The sequence below is a fragment of the Sphingomonas sp. 22176 genome (assembly GCF_052045505.1).
Taxonomy (GTDB): Bacteria; Pseudomonadota; Alphaproteobacteria; order Sphingomonadales; family Sphingomonadaceae; genus Sphingomonas.
In genome coordinates this window covers 1-18,942 of record NZ_JBQEPL010000012.1, presented here as the reverse complement: position 1 = coordinate 18,942, position 18,942 = coordinate 1, and the positions used below count along the sequence as shown (strand labels likewise).

Here is an 18,942-nt window from a genome sequence, read left to right as displayed (position 1 = left end):
ATGGCGAAGCTCGCCAGGCATCAGCGCGTCGTCATCGCGCTCTCGGTGCATATTCTCAGGAGCGGCGTCACCAGGTGCGCGCATTCGCGCGTCGACCTGCCCGAGATCCGCTTGGCGCTGCGCTGCCTGCTGCCGCATTGCCCAGAGAAGTGGCCGCTGACCTGCTACTGGGATGCCGCTGGCCAGGAAAACGAGATCGGGCGCTCCCAAGGGGTGACTGCTGCGTTCAACGGCATCGTGCGGCAGCTGCGGCGCGCCGGCTGCTACGAGGAGGTGACCCCGCATGATCTTCGGTAGAGCGCGACGTGGTGGCTAAGGTCGAAGGCCCGTACAAGACCCTAAGCGAGTGGGCCGTTGAGCGCGCCGATATGCGGATCGTCTGTGACTGCGGACGCACGATCAACGTGCCCGCAGGCAAGATCCTTTCGCGGTTCGGCAGGGACAGCAGCGTCCAGCAAGCCGTGATCCGCTTGCGTTGCAGCACATGCTGGCGCCGCGGGCATGCCACCATTTCTCCCATTCCGGTGTTGAAGCGCTAGGAAGGGTTGGCACGATGCCGGAGACAAAGCCCACAACGACCGACGATATCCGCAACTTGCTTGCGCACCTTCTAGCCGGCGCGGCGGGTGAGGATGAAGCGCACTGGCTGAAGCTGATTGGGCCGGTGACCGCTCTGTCGATCATAGACGCTCCCAGATCTAATTGGCGGATCGATCCCAAGGGCAAACCGGGGGAGGTAGAGGCAATCGAGAAAGCCGCCGAAGTGGTACGCTTGGCTTACCCGTATGTGCCGTCGCCTCGTGCAGGAGGGGCCGCTCGCTGAGCCTGCGGAAATGCGCCGAGCGAGCGTCAGCTCTGCTCGGCGCAATGCCTATCATTCGTCGCGTTAGCGGTTCAGATACTCGCGAACGTCGTCAGCGCGATCGCCTACGGCGTTCACTGCCTCGACCAGCTTCTCCTTCGACACACCGAAGGATTCCATCCAGTCACGGACCTCATACTCCTCGCTCAGCGAAATCCGCTGGCGATCCTGACCACCAAGCTGCGTCTTATCGTCTGCCATGCCTTCACCTCCTGGAGCGATGCCAAGCCTTTGATTATTCGGCTGAAGGGCCTTCCGGCTCATCGGCCTGCTTCCGCGTTTGGAGGTACGCAGCCCCAACGAGGGCCAGCACAACCGCCGCACCTGCAATCAGGCCGCGGTTCCTCCTGAAAAATCCTTTCGAGGGTCGTTTGGACTTCGCTTTCGCGGACCGGGCTTTCTTATTGGGCTTCTTCGTCATGCGGGCTGAACCGTTGGGCCGCCCACTAGTTGCTCACATTGTCCGTTGCAGGCATCGCGCTAGCGTTGTCTTTTTTGGAAAGCGGCTTTCTGTTGTGGAGAGGATCATTGGCAGCTTCGCCCACCCCCGACTTCACCGTTTCGGACGCCGACAAGCTCGCGATCGCCAGCCACGTTGTGCCGGCAATCATGGAGAGCTTCCGAGCCATGTCCTCTGAGGGTGTGGTGACGGCAGACGATGTGATCGACACCTTGTCCCTTGGCATCGCCACGATGCTCGAGAACGACACCCACATCAGGACGCCGGAAGATACCGAGGCCGCGATGCAAAGCGTTGAGACGTTCGTGAACCGCTGGGCCCGCCGGCTCCGGGACGGACGATCCTCGCCCGACGGCCCGAGTTTCCTGGCCAAATCGATCGAGAAGTATCGTGCCGAGCTGGCCGAGATCGAGGCGCAGGCCGCCGGCCAGAGCTAAGCCGGCGCGACCTCGCGTCGCTCGGCGCTCTATTCAGGCGGCTTTTCCACGTACCGGCTGAGCACGGCGTTCCGTGCCGCCATTCTCTCCCACATCTCCGCGCTCTGGCTGTGTTTCTGCCGCACATTGATCAACGGCGTCGCGGCCGCAGCTTCCCGGTGCTCGCGGGCTCTTTCGAGACAATAAGATGGGCTCTCGCTCATTCCGCACCTTCATTTTGGGAGCGAAAAACGTGGCTTATCGGCAATTGTTTCGGCCGAATTCGCTAACCTTTATCGATCGCTGTCGAAACGGCGCTGAATAACCGGCTCAAAAAAATGGCGCTCCACCACGGAGCGCCTACTGAGTTTGGGTCGTGCGGCGTGAATATCATCGCATCGGCGATGATCAACCGTCTGCGACAATTCATTACAAAATTCTCAGAGCGTTACGCCTACGAATACCATGAAAAAGGCAAGTAGGCCGGCAGCGATCTTGCCTGCACCCAGCATTCTCGCAGCCACTCCGCGCTCTTGCCTTCCCCATGTCTTGTCGCGTGCTGTGCGGAGCGCCAGCACGCCGTCAACAGTGAGGACCGACCCGGCGATGAAGAGCGCGATGCTGAAGCCTTTCACGAAGCCGGTGACGCCGTGGCCGGTGAGCGCGAAGAAGGCGATGAGTGCCATAGTCATCAGCGCATAGACCAGCATGCCGACGTCCAGGACGCTGTAGATCCGGTACAGCCGCGGGCGCCCGAAGGGACTGCGGGCGATCACGAGTGGTCGCTTGCAGGTGATGCAACCGCGGACCTTATGGCGCCTCAGGTTCTGGAACAGGATGTTCTTGCAATAGGGGCAGTGCGCTGCCTGGATCTGCACGGGAGCATTCATGCGCCTGCCCTTCCGACGTAGTAGACCTCGATCACGGAAAGGCCGCGTCGGACACCTTCGATCGTGACCTCCTCGGCGTCGTCGCATTGTGAGAGAGCTTCTCCGGTCAGGCGCCAGCGCATGCCGCCATTGTCGCAGAGCATGCGGCCGCGCGGCGTCCTGGTCATTTTGCCGGAGAGCCGCATCGGGGGATCAGACGCCATCGTCAATCTCCACGGGTTTGTTGAACACGCTGAAGCACTCGGGCGCGCAGTGGACGAGCCGGCGCCCCCTGCACACCGCCTGCAATCCGTCCATCATCACCGGCTTGTGCCCGAGGCGTCGGCACGGACTGTTGGTCCTGTCCCGCCATCCACAGGGCACCGCCAGCGGCTCTGGAGCGATTTCAACATATTGCGCTTCGAGATCCTCGGGATCAATCGACTGCTCGTTTTCCGAGAAGAGATCTGCCTGCAGCTTCATCGCGCACCTCTCAGGAAGGGAAGGGGAGGCTGCCCAGCTGGCATCCTCGCCCTTCCTCTCCCCCTCTCCTCACTGCTGCACTGGCGCAGCGCCGGCGCCAGCAGGCGCGGGAGCTGCCGCCGCAGCGGGCGGGGCAAGCCGCACCTTCGCGTCCGCGGTGAGCTTCCGGTAGGCGTCGAGTAGGGCCAGAGAGGTGATCTTGCCCATGTCGGTGCTGGTATAGCTGCCGCCGAGAGCGCCAATACCGGCGTTCAGGAGCACGCCGCCGCCGACGATCGAAAGATCCTTCTTGCGGACCTGGCCGCTGGCGATCGCGCGCTGGATGCCAGTGGACACTTCCACGAGCGCCAGCATGACCTGGGCTTCCAGCTTCTTGCTCTTGAAGCCCATGCCGCCGCCGAACATGCCGGCGACGCCGCCGCCATAGCCGCCCGCGTTCCCGTCCGAGTAGACCACGGTTGCGGTGAGGAGATAGTCTGCGGCTCGGAGCGTGTTCGTCTTTGCGCCGGCAGTGGTCGAGCCTGCCATCTCGCGCTCCCGCTGCAGGGCATCGAAGCCTTCGCCGCGATCCACGATCAGGAAGCAGTTGGAGTTGGCCGCGAGCAGCTTCAGAAGCGGGATCGGGTCAACTCGGGCCTGGCCGCCGTTCTGCTGGGCCTCTGCCATCCGCATCATAGCCGCGATCTGAGGAGGGAGGCCGTCCGTTGGCGACGCTGCGCTGCGTTTCTCGACGATCGCCATCGTGCCGAAGGGTTGAACGCATTTGGGCACCTCGGAGGTCTCGTCGACCCCTGTGCCGCCTTTGCCCATCTTCTGTGCATTGGCGGTGCCGATCGAAAGGGCCAATGCGGCCGCGGTGAGTAGAACCTTACGCATCTTGTTCCTCCTGGTGCTCGTTGCTTTGGTCTTTGATCATGGTGCGGATCTCGAGCGCGGTTGCATCGTCGCTGCAGATCCAGTTCTGGAAGCGCGGCTGCCAGCGCGCGCGGCCCTTACACGCGGCAGTAAGCCGCTCCTTCGCCGCTTCATTGTCCCTCGCTGCGAGGAATGCGATCCGTCCATCGGGCAACTCGCGCTCTGTGATCCCCGGCGAGATCACGACCGCGGCCGACGCCTTTCGCTTCGCCACTGGGAGCGCCTCCTCCTGTTCGGGCACGGGCGGCGTGGGAGCATCGGCCTCTTCCTCCTCGGCCGAGATGACCACAATCTCTCCCTCTTCCTCCCGCACCGGTAGGGATAGATCCGGGTCCAGGGCGGCTTCTGCTGCTTCAGCCGCCAGCTGCTCCTCGTCTGCGGGCTCATCCACCTGGGCAGCAGCCTCATCGCCCTTGTGGGGATAGGATCGCGGTTCGAGGCCGAGCCGCTGCGCCATGGTTTGCTCGTCGGAGACGTGCGCGGCTGCGAGCTGCGCGCCGATCGCGGCCAGAGTGCCGCTGGGCACGCCGCTCGAGAAGAGCTTGCCGATGGGGCTGACACCGGCGAACTCCACCCAAGCCCGGTGGAAGTTATCGATTTTGTAGACCGGCAGCGCCTCGGTGATCTTCGTGCGATCTATCTGCCCATCCGAAGGGATGACGACGAAGGTGCCGACCTCACTGAACGCCTTGTCGTGGTCATGGGCCTTCAGCCAGGCCCGTAAGACGTCGCGCTGCCGGCGCGCTTGAGCAACGGGGTTCGGGATCTGAACCGGCCTGCGGCCGCCCTCATACCAGACCATCCATTCGTCGTGCTGGTTGCGCGACATGCGGCCCGAATAATTCTTCACCTCCACCACAGATGCCTTACGCGACAAGCGCGACAGGATGATGTGATCGAATTGGGCGAAGCTCCCAATGCCATCAGGTATCCGCAGGTCGTGGATTACGAGATGATCTTTTGAATCGTAGAATAGTCGATCCAGGATATGCGCCGTCTGCTTCTCGCCAATGATGCCGCGCCTGTGCGCCAGCATCTTCTTTTTGATCCGATCTGATGGCCCACGCGCCATTGCGCGGGCAATCATCTCGTTTGCCTCGAGCAGTTCGTCAGCTCGTGTAGATGGCTTGGAAATCACCCTTTTCCCCCTGTTGAATGTGCAGCTTGTCAGAGTTCCAGACCGAGGTTCTTCTCCGGCACCGGCGGCCCTTTCGCGCCCTTGCCAGCGTCCCCAAGCCCCATGTCGTCAGGCTTCTTGCTGAGCCCCATGTCGTCGCCGCCCTTGGCGTAGCGGGCCGCATCCTTCTCCTCGAACCGGGGCAGGGGCGGCAGCGAGCCAAGGTCGCTCGAGCTAAGGCTGAAGCTCATCGATGGGCCGCTCGACGCCTTGGAGCCGGTGCCGGTGCTTGGCGCGCCGCTAGCCCCCGGACCATCGATGTTGATGCGGCCGACGGTCTCCAGCGCTGAGGTTTTGATGCCGGTGTTCCGATCGAGCTGGCGGGAGACCTTCTCCTGGTCGTTCACCACCACGGTGAGATCCGAGCGCACGCGGGTGACGCCCACGTTGAACAGCTGCTGGTTGGTGAGGTTCGTCTCGGCGCTCGACAGCGCCATGATGCCCTTATCGGCAGTCACGCCTTGGGCCATGTGCATGTTGAGCGAGTAGCCGAGATCGAGGCGCGAGAGCATCGCGTCGCCGTGCTGCAGCGTCAGCACCTGCTTGCTCGCCGTCTCGATTGTGACACCCTTGCCGTCGATCGACATCACGCGCGCCAGCGCGGACCGCTGTAGGTCCCGATCCTTGTCCTTGTCGGTCCAGCGGATCGTGTCGCCTTCATGGATGCGGATCTGCTTCGGCACCGAGAGTTCGAGGCGGTCCCGCTTGATGGTGGGATCGAGCTTCTGCGGATCGATCTTTAGCCGGCGGCCATTGTGGTCCAACTCGACCTTGCCGCGCGGGGTAACGCCCACAACCGTGAAGGTGCCGCGCTGAAGCCCGAGTTCGGGGATCTTGCCCGTGACGTCGAGGATCTGCCCCTTCTCGTAGTTCTTCGCATAGCGCAGCTCCTCGCTGGCCAGGTTCACCCGTTCGCGCACGGTGAGCGTCAGGCCCTCGCCCTTGAGCGTGCCCTCGGCGGCCAGACCCTCCTGGATCCTGTTGTTGATCGTGGCGCGGGATTCTCGACCCGAGGAAAAGACGGCGGTCGACGCCCGCTCCTCCGGACTCAGGTCGAGCCAGCGCTCGGCCGCGTGCAGGGCAGGGTTCTCGTGCGTGGTCACCTTGTCGCCGAGGACCTTCAGGGCCGCGCTTGCCTTGCCCACATTGGCGAGCGCGGCGACGGCCTTCAGCTGGTCGGTTCTCTGGCGAAGGTTCTCGTTCATCCAGGTGATGGTGATCCCGCCGGCTTGCGTCAGCGAGAATGCCTTGCCGGCGTTGATCGAACCGAGCTGCTTGCGGTCACCGACCAGGACGAGTTTGCCGGCGCCGATCGCCTCGGCGATGTTGATCAGCTTCACCATGTCGTCGGTCGACACCATCGATGCTTCGTCGACCGCGAGGATGGTGTCCTTCATCTCTGCCCGCTTCTCGACCGCAGCGGGGCTGGTCCTGTCGGTGAGGAACCGCTCATTCTGCCAGATGAACGAGGCGATCGTCTGCGCCTCGATCCCGGCCCCTTCCTTCAGATCGCCGACCATCTTGTTCTGGAACGCCAGGCCATGCAGCCGCTTGCCGCCGCTCTCAGCGACGCGGGCGGCCGCCTCGAAGGTCTGGGAGACGGTCTGCAGCATCGTGGACTTGCCCGAGCCGGCGACGCCCTGGATCGCCACAATCTTGTCGGTGCTCGAGACAATCAGCGTGGCAGCCGCAAGCTGCCCCGGGTTGAGCTCGTGCTTGGATGCAGCCTGTACGCGGTCAGGCGCGGCCTCTGCGTTGACGATCGGGGTTGCTTGGCCCTTGGTCGCCTCGATGCGGTCGAGGATGTGCTGTTCGGCTTGCAGCGCCTCGCGGGTCGTGACCATCGTCCAGCTCGTCTCGCCCTCGCGCGTGACACCGGGGATGATGCGTCCTTGCTCGACCAGCTTCTCGATCCGCTCGGTGACGTGCTGGATGGTCACGCCCTTCAGCCCAAGATCGAGCGCGGTTTTGGAGAGCCTATTGACGTCGAAGGCCGCCTCGCGCTGCGCGTGGATCCTGATCGCCGAGGCAACGGCGAACTGCGCCCGCGCCGCCTCCGGCGAGGAGGCCAATCGTACGACACCTTTGTCGACCAATGGATCTGGCGTGCGGGTGAGGTTGCTGACGAACTCCCGCGCGCCGCGCACCACCTCGGCCATGAAGGCATAGCCTCGCTGCAGAGTGCTTGCATTCTCCGGCGCGGCTGAGGCCCGCATAGCAGCGGCAATAAGCTCCTTGCCGTCAAACCCGTAGGCGACGGCTTTCTCCCGCCAATCCGCGATCATCTTGTCGCGATCTTCGAGCGAAAGCTTGGGATCGCGGGTTCGGACCGTCACCCCATCCAGCCCTTTGGGAGACGAGATACCGAGCGCTGCGGCGGCCTTCAGGATCTCGGCACGACGCTGGCTGTTCACCTCCATCACGTCCTTGGGCACCCCGACAACCTCGAAGGTGCCGTGCTTCCCCTTGGTCTCGATCTGGTAGCCAAGCTTCTCCATCTCGGCCCGGAGGAAGGCGTGGTAGATCGAGCCGATCACGGTGTTGTTCGACCAGATCTTGTCGGCGTGGATTGCCTGCCATTTGCCGTCGGGGCCCTTGGTCAGGTTTGCAACGAGCGCGTGGATGTGGAGCTGAGGATCCAGCGCGCGAGAGGTGTCGTGCTGGACGAGGGCGTAGACCAGGTTGCCGGTCTTCACCGGCACCTTCTTGCCGTCGACGTCCTTTCGGGTTTCGGCGAGGTTCTTCTCAACCCACGCCATCGTGGCGCGCACCGCCTTCGTGTGTGCGCCATCCTCGCCTAGGATCCGCTTGTCGCCGGCAACCAGGGCCATGATCGACACCGATTTCGGCGCGGAGAAGGTCAGGTCATAGCCAGGGCGGCGGCCTTGATAATCGGCCACCTTCTCCCCCGAAGCGAGCTGGCCGTTCAGGATCTTGCCCAGGTCCGATTTGGTGACCTCGCCGGAGACGCCGGCCTCCTCGGCCGAGGCGCCGCCCCACTCGCTATAGTCGGCCGCATTCTCCCCGGCGTAGTAGTCCGCCGAGGCGAAATCGTCCTTGCCGTAATAGTCAGCGGCGCCGCCTGCAGATCCGATCGAGGCAATGGAGTGCATGGCTTACATCCCCATCCCGTCGTCGCTCGGACCGAAGTCCTGGCGCAGCTCGATGGACGTCTGATCTTCTACCTCTGCGGCGGGAGGGGCAGCGAGATCGTCGCGGTGGCTGAGCGTCGCCGTTCCGCGTTCAGCATCGCCTTGCCGGGTGATCTCGGCATTGGTGTCGTCGTCGCCCTTTTCGGCATCGGTCCGAGGCGCTGAAGGGTCCATCCTATCCTGCGCCTCCCGGTGGATCTGGGCCTCTTCTTCGGAGGCCTCGGACGGTTGCGCGAGGATCCCTGCGGCGAGTGCGGCTGCAGCGCTGGGAGAAGTCCCAACCTCCTCCACCAGTTCGGGCGAGCCGTCCCTACCGCCCGTCGCTTCTCCGCCTGCACCTCCACCACTCTTTCCGCGAACACTAGCCGCCGGCGGCGCCGGCGGACGCTTCACGAAGCCGGGTGCGATGGTGGGGTAGTTCTCCCACTTCAGCTGGATGCGCGCGGCAGGAAATCCGTCAGGGAATTTGACGAACCCATGCATCGACGGGAGGTTTGTGATGTCGTCGGGAATGACGAGTGGCTCGACTTGTTTGCGGGGCGTCAGCGTCGAGGCATCGCGGGTGTTGTTGTAGCCGTAGCTATAGGCCTCATCCATCTGCCGAACTTCGCGGCTTCCGATGTACCGGCTGCACTGTTCAGCGGTCTCCAGGTCCGCTGCCGCAAGGATCAGTTTAGTGCGGGCGAGGGAGGAAAGGTTGCGGGCATTTTCCTCGCCGTAGACATGCACCAGCTTATCGAACGAGTGCAGCCCGAGGATCATCGCGCCGCCGAAGTTTCGGGCGGTTTGCAGGCCGCTTTCGATTGCCGGCAGACGATGCAAAGCGCCGAGCTCGTCGAACATGAACCAGGTGCGTAGCGACCGCGTGCGCGGCATCTCCATCAGGGCGTAAATGGCGAGGTTGCTCCACAGCGTGAGCAGCGCGCGGTTCATCTCGAGGTCCGTGTAGTTCGAGGTGATAAAGAGGATCGAACCCGGCTTTTTGTCGCGGGTGATCCAGTCCTTGATCGAAAACGGTTCGCCATCGTCGGGGAGGAAGCGGAGCACCTGCGCGTTGGTGTTGAAAACCGCGCGGATCGACTCTGCCATTCGGGCGGCTTCCGGCGCAGTCAGCGGGTTCGCGATTGTCTTGGCCAGGTACTTGTGGACCGCCTTCAGATCGGCCGTCATCAGGTTCTCAGCGAGCGCGCGGTTGCTGGTCTGCTTCTTCTCGATCAGCTTCATGCACATTTCAATGAAGAGGGTACGCGCAGCCATGGCCCAGAAGGGCTCTGCCGAGCCGCCGTCGGATGGGATCAGAGCGGCCGCAGCGGCGGTAAATTCCGAGTAGGTCACGCAGTCGTTGAAGATCGACCAAGCGGGGCAGCGAGCGTCCAGCGGGTTCAGGATCGTGTCGCGTTCGGGATCGTAGAATGCCTCGACATAGGCACCGGTCAAATCGAACACGACCGCGTTGTCCTGGCGCTCCTGCATCTGTTTGATCAGCTTGCGCAGCGCAGTCGTTTTACCAGCACCCGTGGTGCCGATCAGCATCGTGTGAGACTGCTCTAGGCGGTGCGGATAGGGGATGCCGGCAAGGGTGTAGGGGTGGTGGATGCCAGCGGCCTTCCGAGCCCCGAACGGCATGCGAAGAACCTGCTGCGGCGTGTGGCCGGGGAAGAGGTTTGCAGCCTCCTTCTCGAACTCGACCTGGTTGTGCTGGACGATCTCGGCATAGAGCACTTCCCGGGTCACCAGCATGGCGCCCCGCTCGTGCCGCTCCTCAAGGATGTTTTTGCCGCGACGACGGGAGAAATCGACGTACCAGACAGCCGCTGGGACGGTGATAAAGGTGGCGATAAACAGGCAGCCAATCAGCCCCCGCACAGCCTTGTGCCAGGCCAGCGCGACCTCCGGCACATAGGGCACGTAACCCATGTAGGTTTGGCGCACGGAGCCGTCGGGCAGGAGGAGGTTCACCTGCTTCATCGGGTCGAGCGAGACCCAGCCCCAAAGCGCCGACAGAACGCGCATGCAGATGAGCTGGATGTTGTTCTCGTCCAGCGTGATCGACAGCACGATCGTGTACGCGAGAGCGAAGATCACCAGCCACATCAGAACGGGCATTTTCGCGCCCGACAGCCACATCAGAACCTCGTGGCTGAGGAGCTGGCTGCCGCGGGTAAAGTTACCCGAATTGCGCTTCACCTCGCCGCGTGCGGAGTGGTGCTGAACGGTGACGGGACGGCCGTCACTGCGGATGTCAGCGCGCGCCATGATAGCGCTCCATCCGGTTGTTTACTTCGAGGAGAATACCATCGCGGCGCTCAGGAAGGTCTTCCTGGATCATCACGTCGAGGGCGAGCTGAGTGTACTCACAAATGCGGCGTAAGCGTTCGTCGCTGTCCCGTAGAATTTGCTCCGATCGAAGGTAGCGCTCGAGGGCCTCTCGGGTCAGCTCTGCATTAGAGCAACCTTGCCGCTTCGCTTCAGCCTCAAGCTGAGCGTGCAATTCGCGCGGGAGGCGAACCGTATAATGGAGCGATGGTTTCTTCATTTCCAGCCTCTTGGCGAGAGGCTGGTGGGTCCTTCGTAAGCACTCTGCTCATACTGAAAGTGGACGCGCTACACAAGGCAGATTGGGCCAAAAGTCGCAGATTTGTGTTGCGCCGTAACACAACTAAGTGACTGGATTTACATCATAATAACGATGCAACACATTGTCCCACAAAGGGTGGCACAGTGTAACACGTGCTACGTTCACAATAAGTGCCGGAAAAGACACGACAATCCTTGCACCTTGGTGCGTAGGGTGTGCTCTCTGCAGTCCCATATCATGAGTGGAGTTGATCCTGCTGCTGATCGATTCAGATCGAGGGGGTTGGATCGCGGATTCCGCGGGGTACCGGCTCGCCGAACGGCGAAACTGGTTGTTGGAAAGCGCTTCGCGCGGGGTCACGGCCCGCTGCAAACTAGTCTGCATTGGTGTCGATCCTGTAGGGGGGTAGGGGGTCTTTTCCGCCGATCCGGGAAGGGGTAAGATGGGCCTGTTCAGAGCCCGATCAGCCTGACCGAAAAGGCATGGAAATGGCGAAATCACTGGATGCTGAACAGGCCGCGATCGAGGCCGACGAACGCAAGCTTGCTGAGCGCCGAAAGGCGCTTCAGGCAAAGCAGCGGGAGGCAGCGATCGCAGCGATCGAGAAGGCCGGCTTGCTGCGGATGCCGATCGACCGTCTCGAAGGCCTGATGAAGGCGGTGAAGAAGCTGGGCTTGGACACCGTGGAGAAGAGGCTGGAGGCTTCAGCCTAGTCTCTTCGAGGTCCAAGCAATGCGACGGCCGCACGCGAGGAAAAGCGCGTACGGCCGTTTGCCTGTCCGGCGATGTGAGGCGACGACGAGCGCCCTGGGCGCGATGCCGGAAGCCGAGCAAGCAGGGCAGGGGCGTGGCATCGCCGGCTCAACGGTATCAGGCAAAAAAATGGGAAGCGTGGCCGTCAGGCCAGCACTTCCCATTGCCGTTTCTGGGTAAGTAGAAGGATCAGGCCCAAGCCAGATGCGGAGACCCGTCGAGCGGTCTCACCCGGGCCATTTCGTTCAGGTGGGGCAGGTAGGTCTGAAGCTCCGACTCACTCGATATGCGGCGGTGAATGCAAGGGTCGGAAAGGCGACGGCGAAGCTCGTCGAGTGGGATCGCTCCAATTCTCTCGGAACCGTCGAGCCCGAGCATTTCTAGGATAGCGGAGCCGTTCTCGCTCGATACCTCCAGCGCTGGCGCGGCGTCGGGATCGGACGACAGGCCGAGCCAGATGTCGCGGTCGTCGGAGCGCCAAAGGCGGATCCTGCGGCCGCGAAATTGCGCCTCTTCAAGCACCGAAATCACGCCGGGATAGTGGTCGAAGCAGGCCGAGACGGAGGCGAGGGCAAGGGGGCAGACGCGGGCACTGAAAGAGAAGCTACGATCAACGATTGTGCCGTGCTCCGGGATAAGGAGCTGCATATCGAGACGGACGCTCTCTCGCTTAAGCAATCGGCAGAGTTCCACCAGCTGATCTGGGTTGATGATCGCGGGCGTGATGGTGAGGGGATTGAAGCCGTCGTCGACGCGGAACCTGATGGACATCGCCACCTCCTTAGGTTGAACCGCGCTTTTCTCTCCCCCTCCTCTCTTGCGCTCATGGACGCCCCTGATCGTCGCGGTTCAGCCGGCGATGCGTAGTGCCTCGCAAGGCCCGCCAGGGCCGACGCCAGAGGCCGAGCGAGCCGGCCTGGGCGGTTGGGCAGCAGGCATGAAAAAGGGCCACGAGGTTGCCCTCGCAGCCCTGAAAAAAGGAGGAGCAGAGCGCTCCCCCGATGTTACTTAAGCACCTGCACCACCACGCTCGCGACGCTGCCAAGCAGCGCGATGATCGCAAGAATGCTCGTGATGATAACCATCCACACGCGCATCTGCTCGTTGCCAGCCTTCACCGCGTCGACGCTCATCTTGATGCCGTCGAGCTTCGCTTCCAGCGCCTTGTTTGCCTGACCGATAGCCACGTCGATGTGCTCCTCGAGCGCTTCCACCACTTTGGCGGCAGTTTCCCCTTCGATATTAGCGCTCTTCAGAGCACGAAACAACAGAACCTCCATGATGATCCTCCTAGATCGTCGAAAAGACGGTCCCTCGCGTTGGGTGCGGCGGCGAGGGTCAAGGATCGCGCAGCGACCGCGTAAGCGGCGGTGGGGGCAACGATTTTCCCGCAGGGAAAATGGTGGGGCCCCGCCGTCCTTGAGGCTCGTCGCCGCGCCCAACACACTGGGACATCTTTGAGAAAGAGATCCCCACACGCGCTCATGGCGTGGGCCGGGGCTCGATGCCCCGGTTCACGCCTATCCGCGGCAATGCGTAGCTAGGGGAGGCCCGAAGGGGCCGTACCGACGCGAGCGAGCCGGATCATACCAGCGCCAGGGCGCGGGCAATGACGGGCGCATCTGCGCCGTTAACCAGCTCTCCGCGGATCTGGCCGCTGGCGATCCTGCCTCGGATCGCGGCCAGCGCTTCAGCAGTGGGTTTGAGCTTGTAGGCGAACAGCACCGGTGCGCCCTCGTCCGTGTCGAGTACTATCACCTTAGCCTTCAGCAGGTGGTCGAGCCGCTTGCGTGCCAGCTCGGCATTGATCAGATCGCATACGACGAATTCGAGGCAGTTCTGAAGCTCGTCGCCTTCCCCTTTCGAGGGTGGGGTATTCGCTGCGAGCCACGCATCGATTTCGGCGGTGCTCGGCCCTGAGTAGCCGCGTAATTCGTGGTACTGATCCGGGCCGCCGCAGCCCGCATTGCTGGCTTCGAACGCCGCTACGCCGTCGACGCAAATGATTGCGGTGAAGGCATGTGTTTCCTGCGACAGCGAAGCACAGTGGCGCAGCTTCTTGATCGTGATTTTCATGGTGGAATCCTCCCTACGTGGATAGGTCAGGCAGGCACCGCGGCGAGCAGGAGATGCGGCGGGATGACGAAGCGGGCGAACATCTCGATCGGGCCGTCGCCCTCGCGCGCGAGGCGGGAATCGAGGTGCTGCAGGTAGAGCCACGCCTCGGCGGTTTCGTCGTTGACCCACTCGTCCGCCATCGAGGTTCGACGGCAGAACTCTGGGGTCATTTGCGACCAATCCAAAGCGTCGAGGAAGCGCGATCGCCGCTCCGCATATCGGACGATCCGAGCATAATCCGAGGCGATGATAGCGATGCAGGTTGAGAGGAGCATGATGCTGCCTTTCACGCGGTTGAAACCGCCCTTTTCTCTCCCTCTCCACTCTCGGCCGCAGGCCGATCGGGCTCGCGAAGCGTGGCCGCCGGCGAGGCGTAGCCAGCGCGCCGAAGCCGAAGGGCTTGGCCGCGTTGCGAGCGAGCCGGGTGGGGCGGCAAGGATTTCCCGGTTCGTCGCAAAAGGCGGCAAGAATTGCCGGGTGGGCCGCTACGGAATGCGCGGTTGATCTATGATGAAAGTCTGCGGCAGCCCCTTACCGGAGGGGGGAAGGTCGCCGCGCGCGACGCCGCCAGCGAGCCCCGGCGGGGGCGAGGCTGGTGGTGGCGCGCGCGGCGACCTGGCGTGGGGGGAACCTGTAGGGTTTCCCCCACTCCCGAAAGCACGACAAAGGGCCAGCGCCGGGGAGGGATCGCCCCGGGGCTGGCCAGTCTCTTTCCTGCCAAGGAAACGGGGGAGGGCGGCGCGAGGGGCGCCGCCCTTTGCCTCATCCCCACATGCTACGCTGCGGGGCGGGGGCCTGAGTGGAATGTCGGAATGCGTGGGTGGGGACGCCTGCCTTTTTCAGGCTGTCGAGCAAGTTTGCCTGAATGCCCGAACCTTCACAGACGATTGCCTCGACGGGGCGCAGGCCCGCCAGCTGGTCGTTTCGAACAAAGCCCGCGCGCTTGCCATGGCGGGCCGTGTTAGGGGTGAAGGCGACAACCGGCACGCCCTTGCTTGCCGCCCACGCGGTAGCGATCGCATCGGCTCCCTTACGCTGGGCGGTGGTGCAAAGCGTCATGTTGGGCACGCGCGCCTTGATCTGGTCGAGCCGGGTCCAGATTTGTTCGTGGTCGTGCCATTCCTGCCCGCCCGAGAAGACGACAAGCGGGCCGCTCGGCGCGCGCTGTTCGCGAAGGGCGGTTGCGCGGGCTTTGAGGAAGTCGGCTGCGGCGATCTGGCTTGCGGTGGTGGCGCTGGAAACGCGGGTTCCGCGCGCGCTGCTCCACGGGCGGCCTGTCTGGGCGTGGTAGCACTCGGCGGCATAGTCGCGCATGCACTCGATTGCGGCTCGCTGTTCCATCTTGGTTTGAGTGCGCAGCTGCAGTTCCTCGAGTTCCACCGCATAGATTTCGGAGGAATCAGGGTGGCGGACCATCTCGCCAAGCTCGAGCGAAAGTGCGTCTTCCTCGCGGGCCAGCTTGGCGGCTTCAAAGTGGAAGCTGTTGACGAAACCCCACGCAATCGCCTGCGCGCTCGTCTCTAGGCGGGTATCGCGGAACAGGTCGAAAAGGGTGACCATGATTGCGTGGCAGTCGTGCTGCGCCTCGGCGGGCTCGGGCATGTCGAGTTCCTGCGCGGGCGCGCCTGCTTCCACGATGGAAAGCGCGCCGACCTCGCCGAACGCTTCGACAAATCGGGTGGCTGCGGTTTCTTCGACGAACGCGGCGGCAATGGCCTGTTCGCGTTCGGTGCGGAGGGCTTCGCCAAGCTGGGCAAAGCTGGTAAGGCGGGCGGAAGTCGTTTCCTTCGTCATGGCATGCAATCCTTGGCAGTCGGTTGCGATCAGGGTCGGGGGAGCGTTCCCGCGCTCTCCCCTCCCGTCTGACGATTGGTTATTCGGCGGCGGCTTCGATCAGCTTGCCGGTTTCGGTCGCGTTACCCTCGAAGGCGTCGCTGCGCTGGCCGCGCGGGCTGCGCTGGCGACGGGGGGCGGCTTCCTCGCCAGCCATATCGGACAGCGGCGGAATGGCCGGTTCGCCTGCTTCCTCGGTGGTTTCGTCCGACCGATTGCGGCGGCGGCGGTTGCCGTCCATGTCGCGGTTGCCGCGCTCTTCGCGGTTCCACACGACGCGGAAGCCGTCGATATCGTCACCGAAAAGGAGGATGGGCAGCGGGTTCTTGAAGCTCGGGTCTTCGAGCTTGCCCTGATAGAAGGTTTCGCCACTGGAGTTGCTGACCTGCTCCCACAGGGCACCGACGACAACCCAGCGGTTACCGACGTTCAGGGCCATGATCTCGAAAGCGGGTGCGCGATCATTGTCGCTGCGGACGGGGCGGAGGCCGAGGCGCGGGAGGTCGATAGTAACCGAAGCGATCGAACCAAGAAGATCACCGTTCTGGGCGCGCTTGAACTGACCGATGTTCATGATCATTACTCCATCAGGCGGGGGCTTCTCCCCCTGTGTCTGGGTCGGGGCCTCTCCCCTTCCCTTCCGACATCTTCCTTTTACTCTCTCTCCTCTAAATATTGAAGCGCATTGATTTCTTGACAGAAACTCATCGTACTCGGTGAGTCCGAGCAAAGAAAAAGCCCCGACTAGGGGCGCAAAGAAAAAGGCAAATAACGCATTGGCCGCTCATGCGGCCAATTCTGTCTCTATAGCTGCGTTGAGCGCGGCTCGCCCTTGATCTCATCGCACCCGGAGCCGTCCTCGCAGGGGCTCAAGGGGCAGGCCTGTTCGGCGCGGGCAACATAAATGACGGAGGCTCCGACGCGCTTGCGCGTTGGAAACCGTAGGGCCATCAAACAAAAAGCATTGGCCGCAGGCCAATTCAGAAGCGGCCCGGTATTTCTGTTGAGGGGGCTGCCAACAAACAAAAGCATCGGCCGTAGGCCGATACATGCTTGCCCCCGACCGTGGCGGGCAGGGCTGCAACGCAGAGACACTGAGAGGCGGCGAAGGGTGCGATGAGATCATGGGCTCACAAGCAGCCCATGACGCGCCGATGCGCGTCATTCGACAGCCGAAGGCTGCTAGGGGTGCATGGTCAGCGGGCGACCTGGTGCGGGGCAGGGGTAGTGTGATTTCCGCGGATGCCACGATAGGTGGTCGTTACCCGACAGGGCCGAGACCGCTTGCGGGCTCGGTCGGAGCGCCTTCAGGCGCGGAGATAGGGCACCGGTGCCGGTCAAACGAACAAAAGCATTGGCCGCAGGCCAATTCTAACGCCGGCAATCGCCAGAACCTCTTCCTGCTTCAGCGCGACAGCGAAGCCCGCAAGCGACTGATCATGCTGGGCCTGCGCATGGTGCTGCGCGGGCGCACGATTGTCTGGATGAACTGCTCCTCCAGCTGGTTGAGGAGCGCCTTGAGCTCAGCCAACCGCTCAGGTGGATGCAGCATCTCAAACGTTCCGTCCCCCGTGCCCATGGTGCTCACATTGTGCAGGTTGTCGGTGATCAGGCGGATCGTGTTTGCGGCTTCCGGCGACAAGCCGGCGCCAACGTTCCCGCTTACGTTGCGGATTACCATCATCGCGCGCGCCGTCATGGCGAGCCACTCAACTTCCCTGTCGTTCAGACGGCGCGACATAGCTGGCCCTTTCAGAGATCGATGTTCCGAATTTCGAGCTCGGCCGCCAAGGCGTCCTGGAGCGGATCCCCAGCTTCGGCGGTGTTGCTCAGATATTCTTGGCGCAGCTCCTCGTCGGAGAGCGCCGCGATTCTTTCAGGCAGACAAAGTGCAAGCCGCTCAGCATCGTCATCGGCGTTCATGCAGCAATCCTATTCAAGAAGTCGGTAAACAAGCATCGGGTGTGCGTGCGTGCGTTGCAAGCTTCTGCGCAATCAACAGCAAATAATGCTGGCCTGTGTTCCTAATATGTTCTATACGGCTCGCCTGCAAAGGAGAGTACCCATGGACGTCAACGATGCTCTGCGTGACTTCGATTATGACATCGCGCTCCGCGATGCTTTCGAAGATACGAAGCTAAGCCACTCGCGGCGGATGCTCGCGGGTGCGTCGATCGGAATCGATCTCGCGGCGGCCTATTATTCGGTCGCGCAGCTGCTGGAAGGTATCGCCGATCTGGAGATCGATCACCGCAAGGGGTTGCGGTTCGGCGCCGGCTATCTGGCGATCGAGGATATCTTGAAGGATGGCGGGCCGTTCCAGAAGCGGATCTGGCATTTGGTGTGCGACCTGCACCTTTCGCAGGCGGTGGTAGATCTGAGCTGGCTCAAGGCGATCCTGTATGCGCGCGGCAGCATGGCGAAGGCGGCATCGAAGCACGTCCAGGTGCGGTATTTCACCGATGCCGATACGGTGGAGAGCCCGACGGCCGCTGAGCTGATGAAGGTAGATGCCTTCCGCTGAGTGGTTCCTCAAGCGACGAGCGCGAGGAACCGCTCCTGGCCGATCGGAGGCTCTTCGCTGACGCGGAAGGGCTGCATCGGGTTACCGGTGGAGACGACGAACTGCTCGGCGCCGCTCGCGGCGCGGAGCTGCACGGCGACAGCGTAGGCGTTTTCCGGCGAAGCGAGCTTGCCGCGGAGCGGCGAGAGATTGTGGCTGCACATACGCGATTTCCGTCAATGGAGTGGAAAGGAAGGCCGTGATAGGCATCGGATCCTGATCCCAGTGGTGCGCGTTTGGATCAGATCTTACGCAAGTGATCTCCTTGGAATGCGGGGCTGCGAACACTGCCGGTTCGTAGCCCCGTTTCCGTTCTGGGCCTTGATCCGTTTAATTGGCATGGCGTGCCTGCTCCCAATAAACCCGCACGAATGCGGGCATGGATCACACCAGTTCTGATTGTCGCGAGCTATCTGCTCCTGCTGTCCGCGCCGCAGCTGCTCAACATGCCGTTTAACCTGATAGGGTTCATGGCGCTGGTCGTGGTCTGGTTTGCAGTCGCCAACTGGTCAGCATGGTCGTTCACGCGACCGAGCGTGGCGTGCGCGGTTACCGGCATCAGCATCGTCGGCTTGGTCAGCGCACCGGTGAACGCGATTTTCGTGGGCTGCTACGTGTTCAATCGGTGCCCATAGCGAGACCCTAAGTAGCTGATTTTACATAACTTCCATTATCGTTTCGCAACCGTTCTAACCGGCGGATTCCAAATCGAAGTGCGAAAACCTAGGCAATCTGCGGTGTTCAGCCGCTTGAGGGTTTCGCA

General features: G+C 62.7%; 24 protein-coding genes. 6 read left to right on the top strand and 18 right to left on the bottom strand.

Annotated elements, in window-relative coordinates:
• Both ACTJKY_RS20960 and ACTJKY_RS20955 read left to right on the top strand, forming a co-directional pair.
• The gene (locus tag ACTJKY_RS20960) at positions 1 to 297 is read left to right on the top strand and encodes a hypothetical protein (RefSeq protein ID WP_141985462.1); all 297 of its coding nucleotides are present in this window, start codon (positions 1 to 3) and stop codon (positions 295 to 297) included.
• Positions 298 to 553: 256 nt separating this feature from the next.
• A complete protein-coding gene (locus ACTJKY_RS20955) occupies positions 554 to 823 on the top strand; it encodes a hypothetical protein (RefSeq protein ID WP_440848021.1) in 270 nt (89 codons plus the stop codon).
• A gap of 63 nt (positions 824 to 886) precedes the next feature.
• On the opposite strand, the gene ACTJKY_RS20950 is transcribed toward ACTJKY_RS20955, so the two are convergent.
• A complete protein-coding gene (locus tag ACTJKY_RS20950) occupies positions 887 to 1,063 on the bottom strand; it encodes a DUF3606 domain-containing protein (protein ID WP_440848020.1) in 177 nt (58 codons plus the stop codon).
• A gap of 327 nt (positions 1,064 to 1,390) precedes the next feature.
• Here ACTJKY_RS20950 and ACTJKY_RS20945 point away from each other — a divergent pair, with 327 nt between their 5' ends.
• Entirely contained in the window at positions 1,391 to 1,759 is a 369-nt protein-coding gene (locus tag ACTJKY_RS20945; protein ID WP_440848019.1) for a hypothetical protein, read from the top strand.
• Between the two features lie 419 nt (positions 1,760 to 2,178).
• Here ACTJKY_RS20945 and ACTJKY_RS20940 read toward each other — a convergent pair whose 3' ends face one another.
• The 8 genes from ACTJKY_RS20940 to ACTJKY_RS20905 form a co-directional block, all read right to left on the bottom strand.
• The gene (locus tag ACTJKY_RS20940) at positions 2,179 to 2,628 is read right to left on the bottom strand and encodes a hypothetical protein (RefSeq protein WP_440848018.1); all 450 of its coding nucleotides are present in this window, start codon (positions 2,626 to 2,628) and stop codon (positions 2,179 to 2,181) included.
• Complete coding sequence (locus tag ACTJKY_RS20935) at positions 2,625 to 2,831, bottom strand: DUF5818 domain-containing protein (RefSeq protein WP_121079681.1); 207 nt, start codon at positions 2,829 to 2,831, stop codon at positions 2,625 to 2,627. The genes ACTJKY_RS20940 and ACTJKY_RS20935 overlap by 4 nt, the downstream gene beginning before the upstream one ends.
• On the bottom strand, positions 2,821 to 3,090 hold the full coding sequence (locus ACTJKY_RS20930; protein ID WP_440848017.1) for a hypothetical protein: 270 nt from the start codon (positions 3,088 to 3,090) through the stop codon (positions 2,821 to 2,823). The genes ACTJKY_RS20935 and ACTJKY_RS20930 overlap by 11 nt, the downstream gene beginning before the upstream one ends.
• Positions 3,091 to 3,159: 69 nt before the next feature.
• Entirely contained in the window at positions 3,160 to 3,966 is an 807-nt protein-coding gene (locus tag ACTJKY_RS20925) for a CsgG/HfaB family protein (RefSeq protein ID WP_440848016.1), read from the bottom strand.
• Positions 3,959 to 5,143, bottom strand: a complete 1,185-nt coding sequence (locus ACTJKY_RS20920; RefSeq protein WP_440848015.1) for a nuclease-related domain-containing protein — start codon at positions 5,141 to 5,143, stop codon at positions 3,959 to 3,961. The genes ACTJKY_RS20925 and ACTJKY_RS20920 overlap by 8 nt, the downstream gene beginning before the upstream one ends.
• Before the next feature lie 29 nt (positions 5,144 to 5,172).
• Positions 5,173 to 8,295 (bottom strand): MobF family relaxase, encoded by a 3,123-nt coding sequence (gene mobF / locus ACTJKY_RS20915; protein WP_440848014.1) that lies wholly within the window; start codon positions 8,293 to 8,295, stop codon positions 5,173 to 5,175.
• A gap of 3 nt (positions 8,296 to 8,298) precedes the next feature.
• Positions 8,299 to 10,590 carry a type IV secretion system DNA-binding domain-containing protein gene (locus ACTJKY_RS20910; RefSeq protein WP_440848013.1) on the bottom strand — a complete coding sequence of 764 codons (2,292 nt, stop codon included), beginning with the start codon at positions 10,588 to 10,590 and terminating at the stop codon, positions 8,299 to 8,301.
• A complete protein-coding gene (locus ACTJKY_RS20905) occupies positions 10,577 to 10,870 on the bottom strand; it encodes a ribbon-helix-helix protein, CopG family (protein WP_440848012.1) in 294 nt (97 codons plus the stop codon). Before ACTJKY_RS20905 ends, ACTJKY_RS20910 begins: the two co-directional genes overlap by 14 nt.
• A 524-nt stretch (positions 10,871 to 11,394) precedes the next feature.
• On the opposite strand from ACTJKY_RS20905, the gene ACTJKY_RS20900 reads away from it, so the two are divergent.
• Positions 11,395 to 11,625, top strand: coding sequence for a hypothetical protein (locus ACTJKY_RS20900; protein ID WP_440848011.1), 231 nt, complete (start codon positions 11,395 to 11,397; stop codon positions 11,623 to 11,625).
• Between the two features lie 229 nt (positions 11,626 to 11,854).
• On the opposite strand, the gene ACTJKY_RS20895 is transcribed toward ACTJKY_RS20900, so the two are convergent.
• The 8 genes from ACTJKY_RS20895 to ACTJKY_RS20860 form a co-directional block, all read right to left on the bottom strand.
• Positions 11,855 to 12,436, bottom strand: coding sequence for a hypothetical protein (locus ACTJKY_RS20895; protein WP_440848010.1), 582 nt, complete (start codon positions 12,434 to 12,436; stop codon positions 11,855 to 11,857).
• 233 nt (positions 12,437 to 12,669) lie between these two features.
• A complete protein-coding gene (locus tag ACTJKY_RS20890) occupies positions 12,670 to 12,945 on the bottom strand; it encodes a hypothetical protein (protein WP_440848009.1) in 276 nt (91 codons plus the stop codon).
• Positions 12,946 to 13,249: 304 nt separating this feature from the next.
• Positions 13,250 to 13,741, bottom strand: coding sequence for a hypothetical protein (locus ACTJKY_RS20885; protein ID WP_440848008.1), 492 nt, complete (start codon positions 13,739 to 13,741; stop codon positions 13,250 to 13,252).
• Positions 13,742 to 13,767: 26 nt separating this feature from the next.
• The gene (locus ACTJKY_RS20880) at positions 13,768 to 13,923 is read right to left on the bottom strand and encodes a hypothetical protein (RefSeq protein WP_440848007.1); all 156 of its coding nucleotides are present in this window, start codon (positions 13,921 to 13,923) and stop codon (positions 13,768 to 13,770) included.
• A gap of 622 nt (positions 13,924 to 14,545) precedes the next feature.
• Positions 14,546 to 15,577 carry a DUF2493 domain-containing protein gene (locus tag ACTJKY_RS20875; protein WP_440848006.1) on the bottom strand — a complete coding sequence of 344 codons (1,032 nt, stop codon included), beginning with the start codon at positions 15,575 to 15,577 and terminating at the stop codon, positions 14,546 to 14,548.
• 79 nt (positions 15,578 to 15,656) lie between these two features.
• The gene (locus tag ACTJKY_RS20870; protein WP_440848005.1) at positions 15,657 to 16,190 is read right to left on the bottom strand and encodes a DUF736 family protein; all 534 of its coding nucleotides are present in this window, start codon (positions 16,188 to 16,190) and stop codon (positions 15,657 to 15,659) included.
• Between the two features lie 831 nt (positions 16,191 to 17,021).
• Positions 17,022 to 17,357, bottom strand: coding sequence for a hypothetical protein (locus ACTJKY_RS20865; RefSeq protein WP_440848004.1), 336 nt, complete (start codon positions 17,355 to 17,357; stop codon positions 17,022 to 17,024).
• 11 nt (positions 17,358 to 17,368) lie between these two features.
• A complete protein-coding gene (locus ACTJKY_RS20860) occupies positions 17,369 to 17,539 on the bottom strand; it encodes a hypothetical protein (protein WP_440848003.1) in 171 nt (56 codons plus the stop codon).
• A 142-nt stretch (positions 17,540 to 17,681) separates the two neighbouring features.
• On the opposite strand from ACTJKY_RS20860, the gene ACTJKY_RS20855 reads away from it, so the two are divergent.
• Positions 17,682 to 18,140 carry a hypothetical protein gene (locus ACTJKY_RS20855; protein ID WP_121079638.1) on the top strand — a complete coding sequence of 153 codons (459 nt, stop codon included), beginning with the start codon at positions 17,682 to 17,684 and terminating at the stop codon, positions 18,138 to 18,140.
• Between the two features lie 8 nt (positions 18,141 to 18,148).
• On the opposite strand, the gene ACTJKY_RS20850 is transcribed toward ACTJKY_RS20855, so the two are convergent.
• Positions 18,149 to 18,343 carry a hypothetical protein gene (locus ACTJKY_RS20850; protein ID WP_440848002.1) on the bottom strand — a complete coding sequence of 65 codons (195 nt, stop codon included), beginning with the start codon at positions 18,341 to 18,343 and terminating at the stop codon, positions 18,149 to 18,151.
• Positions 18,344 to 18,550: 207 nt separating this feature from the next.
• Here ACTJKY_RS20850 and ACTJKY_RS20845 point away from each other — a divergent pair, with 207 nt between their 5' ends.
• Entirely contained in the window at positions 18,551 to 18,814 is a 264-nt protein-coding gene (locus tag ACTJKY_RS20845) for a hypothetical protein (RefSeq protein ID WP_440848001.1), read from the top strand.
• The last annotated feature ends 128 nt before the right edge of the window (positions 18,815 to 18,942 follow it).

Bases quoted from the DNA above. Each gene is read 5' to 3' on its own strand.
- ACTJKY_RS20940 (WP_440848018.1), bottom strand. From the start codon at position 2,628: ATGAATGCTCCCGTGCAGATCCAGGCAGCGCACTGCCCCTATTGCAAG.
- ACTJKY_RS20960 (WP_141985462.1), top strand. From the start codon at position 1: ATGGCGAAGCTCGCCAGGCATCAGCGCGTCGTCATCGCGCTCTCGGTG.
- ACTJKY_RS20855 (WP_121079638.1), top strand. From the start codon at position 17,682: ATGGACGTCAACGATGCTCTGCGTGACTTCGATTATGACATCGCGCTC.
- ACTJKY_RS20845 (WP_440848001.1), top strand. From the start codon at position 18,551: ATGCGGGCATGGATCACACCAGTTCTGATTGTCGCGAGCTATCTGCTC.
- ACTJKY_RS20925 (WP_440848016.1), bottom strand. From the start codon at position 3,966: ATGCGTAAGGTTCTACTCACCGCGGCCGCATTGGCCCTTTCGATCGGC.
- ACTJKY_RS20880 (WP_440848007.1), bottom strand. From the start codon at position 13,923: ATGGCGGACGAGTGGGTCAACGACGAAACCGCCGAGGCGTGGCTCTAC.
- ACTJKY_RS20905 (WP_440848012.1), bottom strand. From the start codon at position 10,870: ATGAAGAAACCATCGCTCCATTATACGGTTCGCCTCCCGCGCGAATTG.
- ACTJKY_RS20950 (WP_440848020.1), bottom strand. From the start codon at position 1,063: ATGGCAGACGATAAGACGCAGCTTGGTGGTCAGGATCGCCAGCGGATT.
- ACTJKY_RS20890 (WP_440848009.1), bottom strand. From the start codon at position 12,945: ATGGAGGTTCTGTTGTTTCGTGCTCTGAAGAGCGCTAATATCGAAGGG.
- ACTJKY_RS20955 (WP_440848021.1), top strand. From the start codon at position 554: ATGCCGGAGACAAAGCCCACAACGACCGACGATATCCGCAACTTGCTT.
- mobF (WP_440848014.1), bottom strand. From the start codon at position 8,295: ATGCACTCCATTGCCTCGATCGGATCTGCAGGCGGCGCCGCTGACTAT.
- ACTJKY_RS20865 (WP_440848004.1), bottom strand. From the start codon at position 17,357: ATGTCGCGCCGTCTGAACGACAGGGAAGTTGAGTGGCTCGCCATGACG.
- ACTJKY_RS20885 (WP_440848008.1), bottom strand. From the start codon at position 13,741: ATGAAAATCACGATCAAGAAGCTGCGCCACTGTGCTTCGCTGTCGCAG.
- ACTJKY_RS20870 (WP_440848005.1), bottom strand. From the start codon at position 16,190: ATGAACATCGGTCAGTTCAAGCGCGCCCAGAACGGTGATCTTCTTGGT.
- ACTJKY_RS20895 (WP_440848010.1), bottom strand. From the start codon at position 12,436: ATGTCCATCAGGTTCCGCGTCGACGACGGCTTCAATCCCCTCACCATC.
- ACTJKY_RS20900 (WP_440848011.1), top strand. From the start codon at position 11,395: ATGGAAATGGCGAAATCACTGGATGCTGAACAGGCCGCGATCGAGGCC.
- ACTJKY_RS20935 (WP_121079681.1), bottom strand. From the start codon at position 2,831: ATGGCGTCTGATCCCCCGATGCGGCTCTCCGGCAAAATGACCAGGACG.
- ACTJKY_RS20860 (WP_440848003.1), bottom strand. From the start codon at position 17,539: ATGAACGCCGATGACGATGCTGAGCGGCTTGCACTTTGTCTGCCTGAA.
- ACTJKY_RS20930 (WP_440848017.1), bottom strand. From the start codon at position 3,090: ATGAAGCTGCAGGCAGATCTCTTCTCGGAAAACGAGCAGTCGATTGAT.
- ACTJKY_RS20875 (WP_440848006.1), bottom strand. From the start codon at position 15,577: ATGACGAAGGAAACGACTTCCGCCCGCCTTACCAGCTTTGCCCAGCTT.
- ACTJKY_RS20910 (WP_440848013.1), bottom strand. From the start codon at position 10,590: ATGGCGCGCGCTGACATCCGCAGTGACGGCCGTCCCGTCACCGTTCAG.
- ACTJKY_RS20850 (WP_440848002.1), bottom strand. From the start codon at position 18,343: ATGTGCAGCCACAATCTCTCGCCGCTCCGCGGCAAGCTCGCTTCGCCG.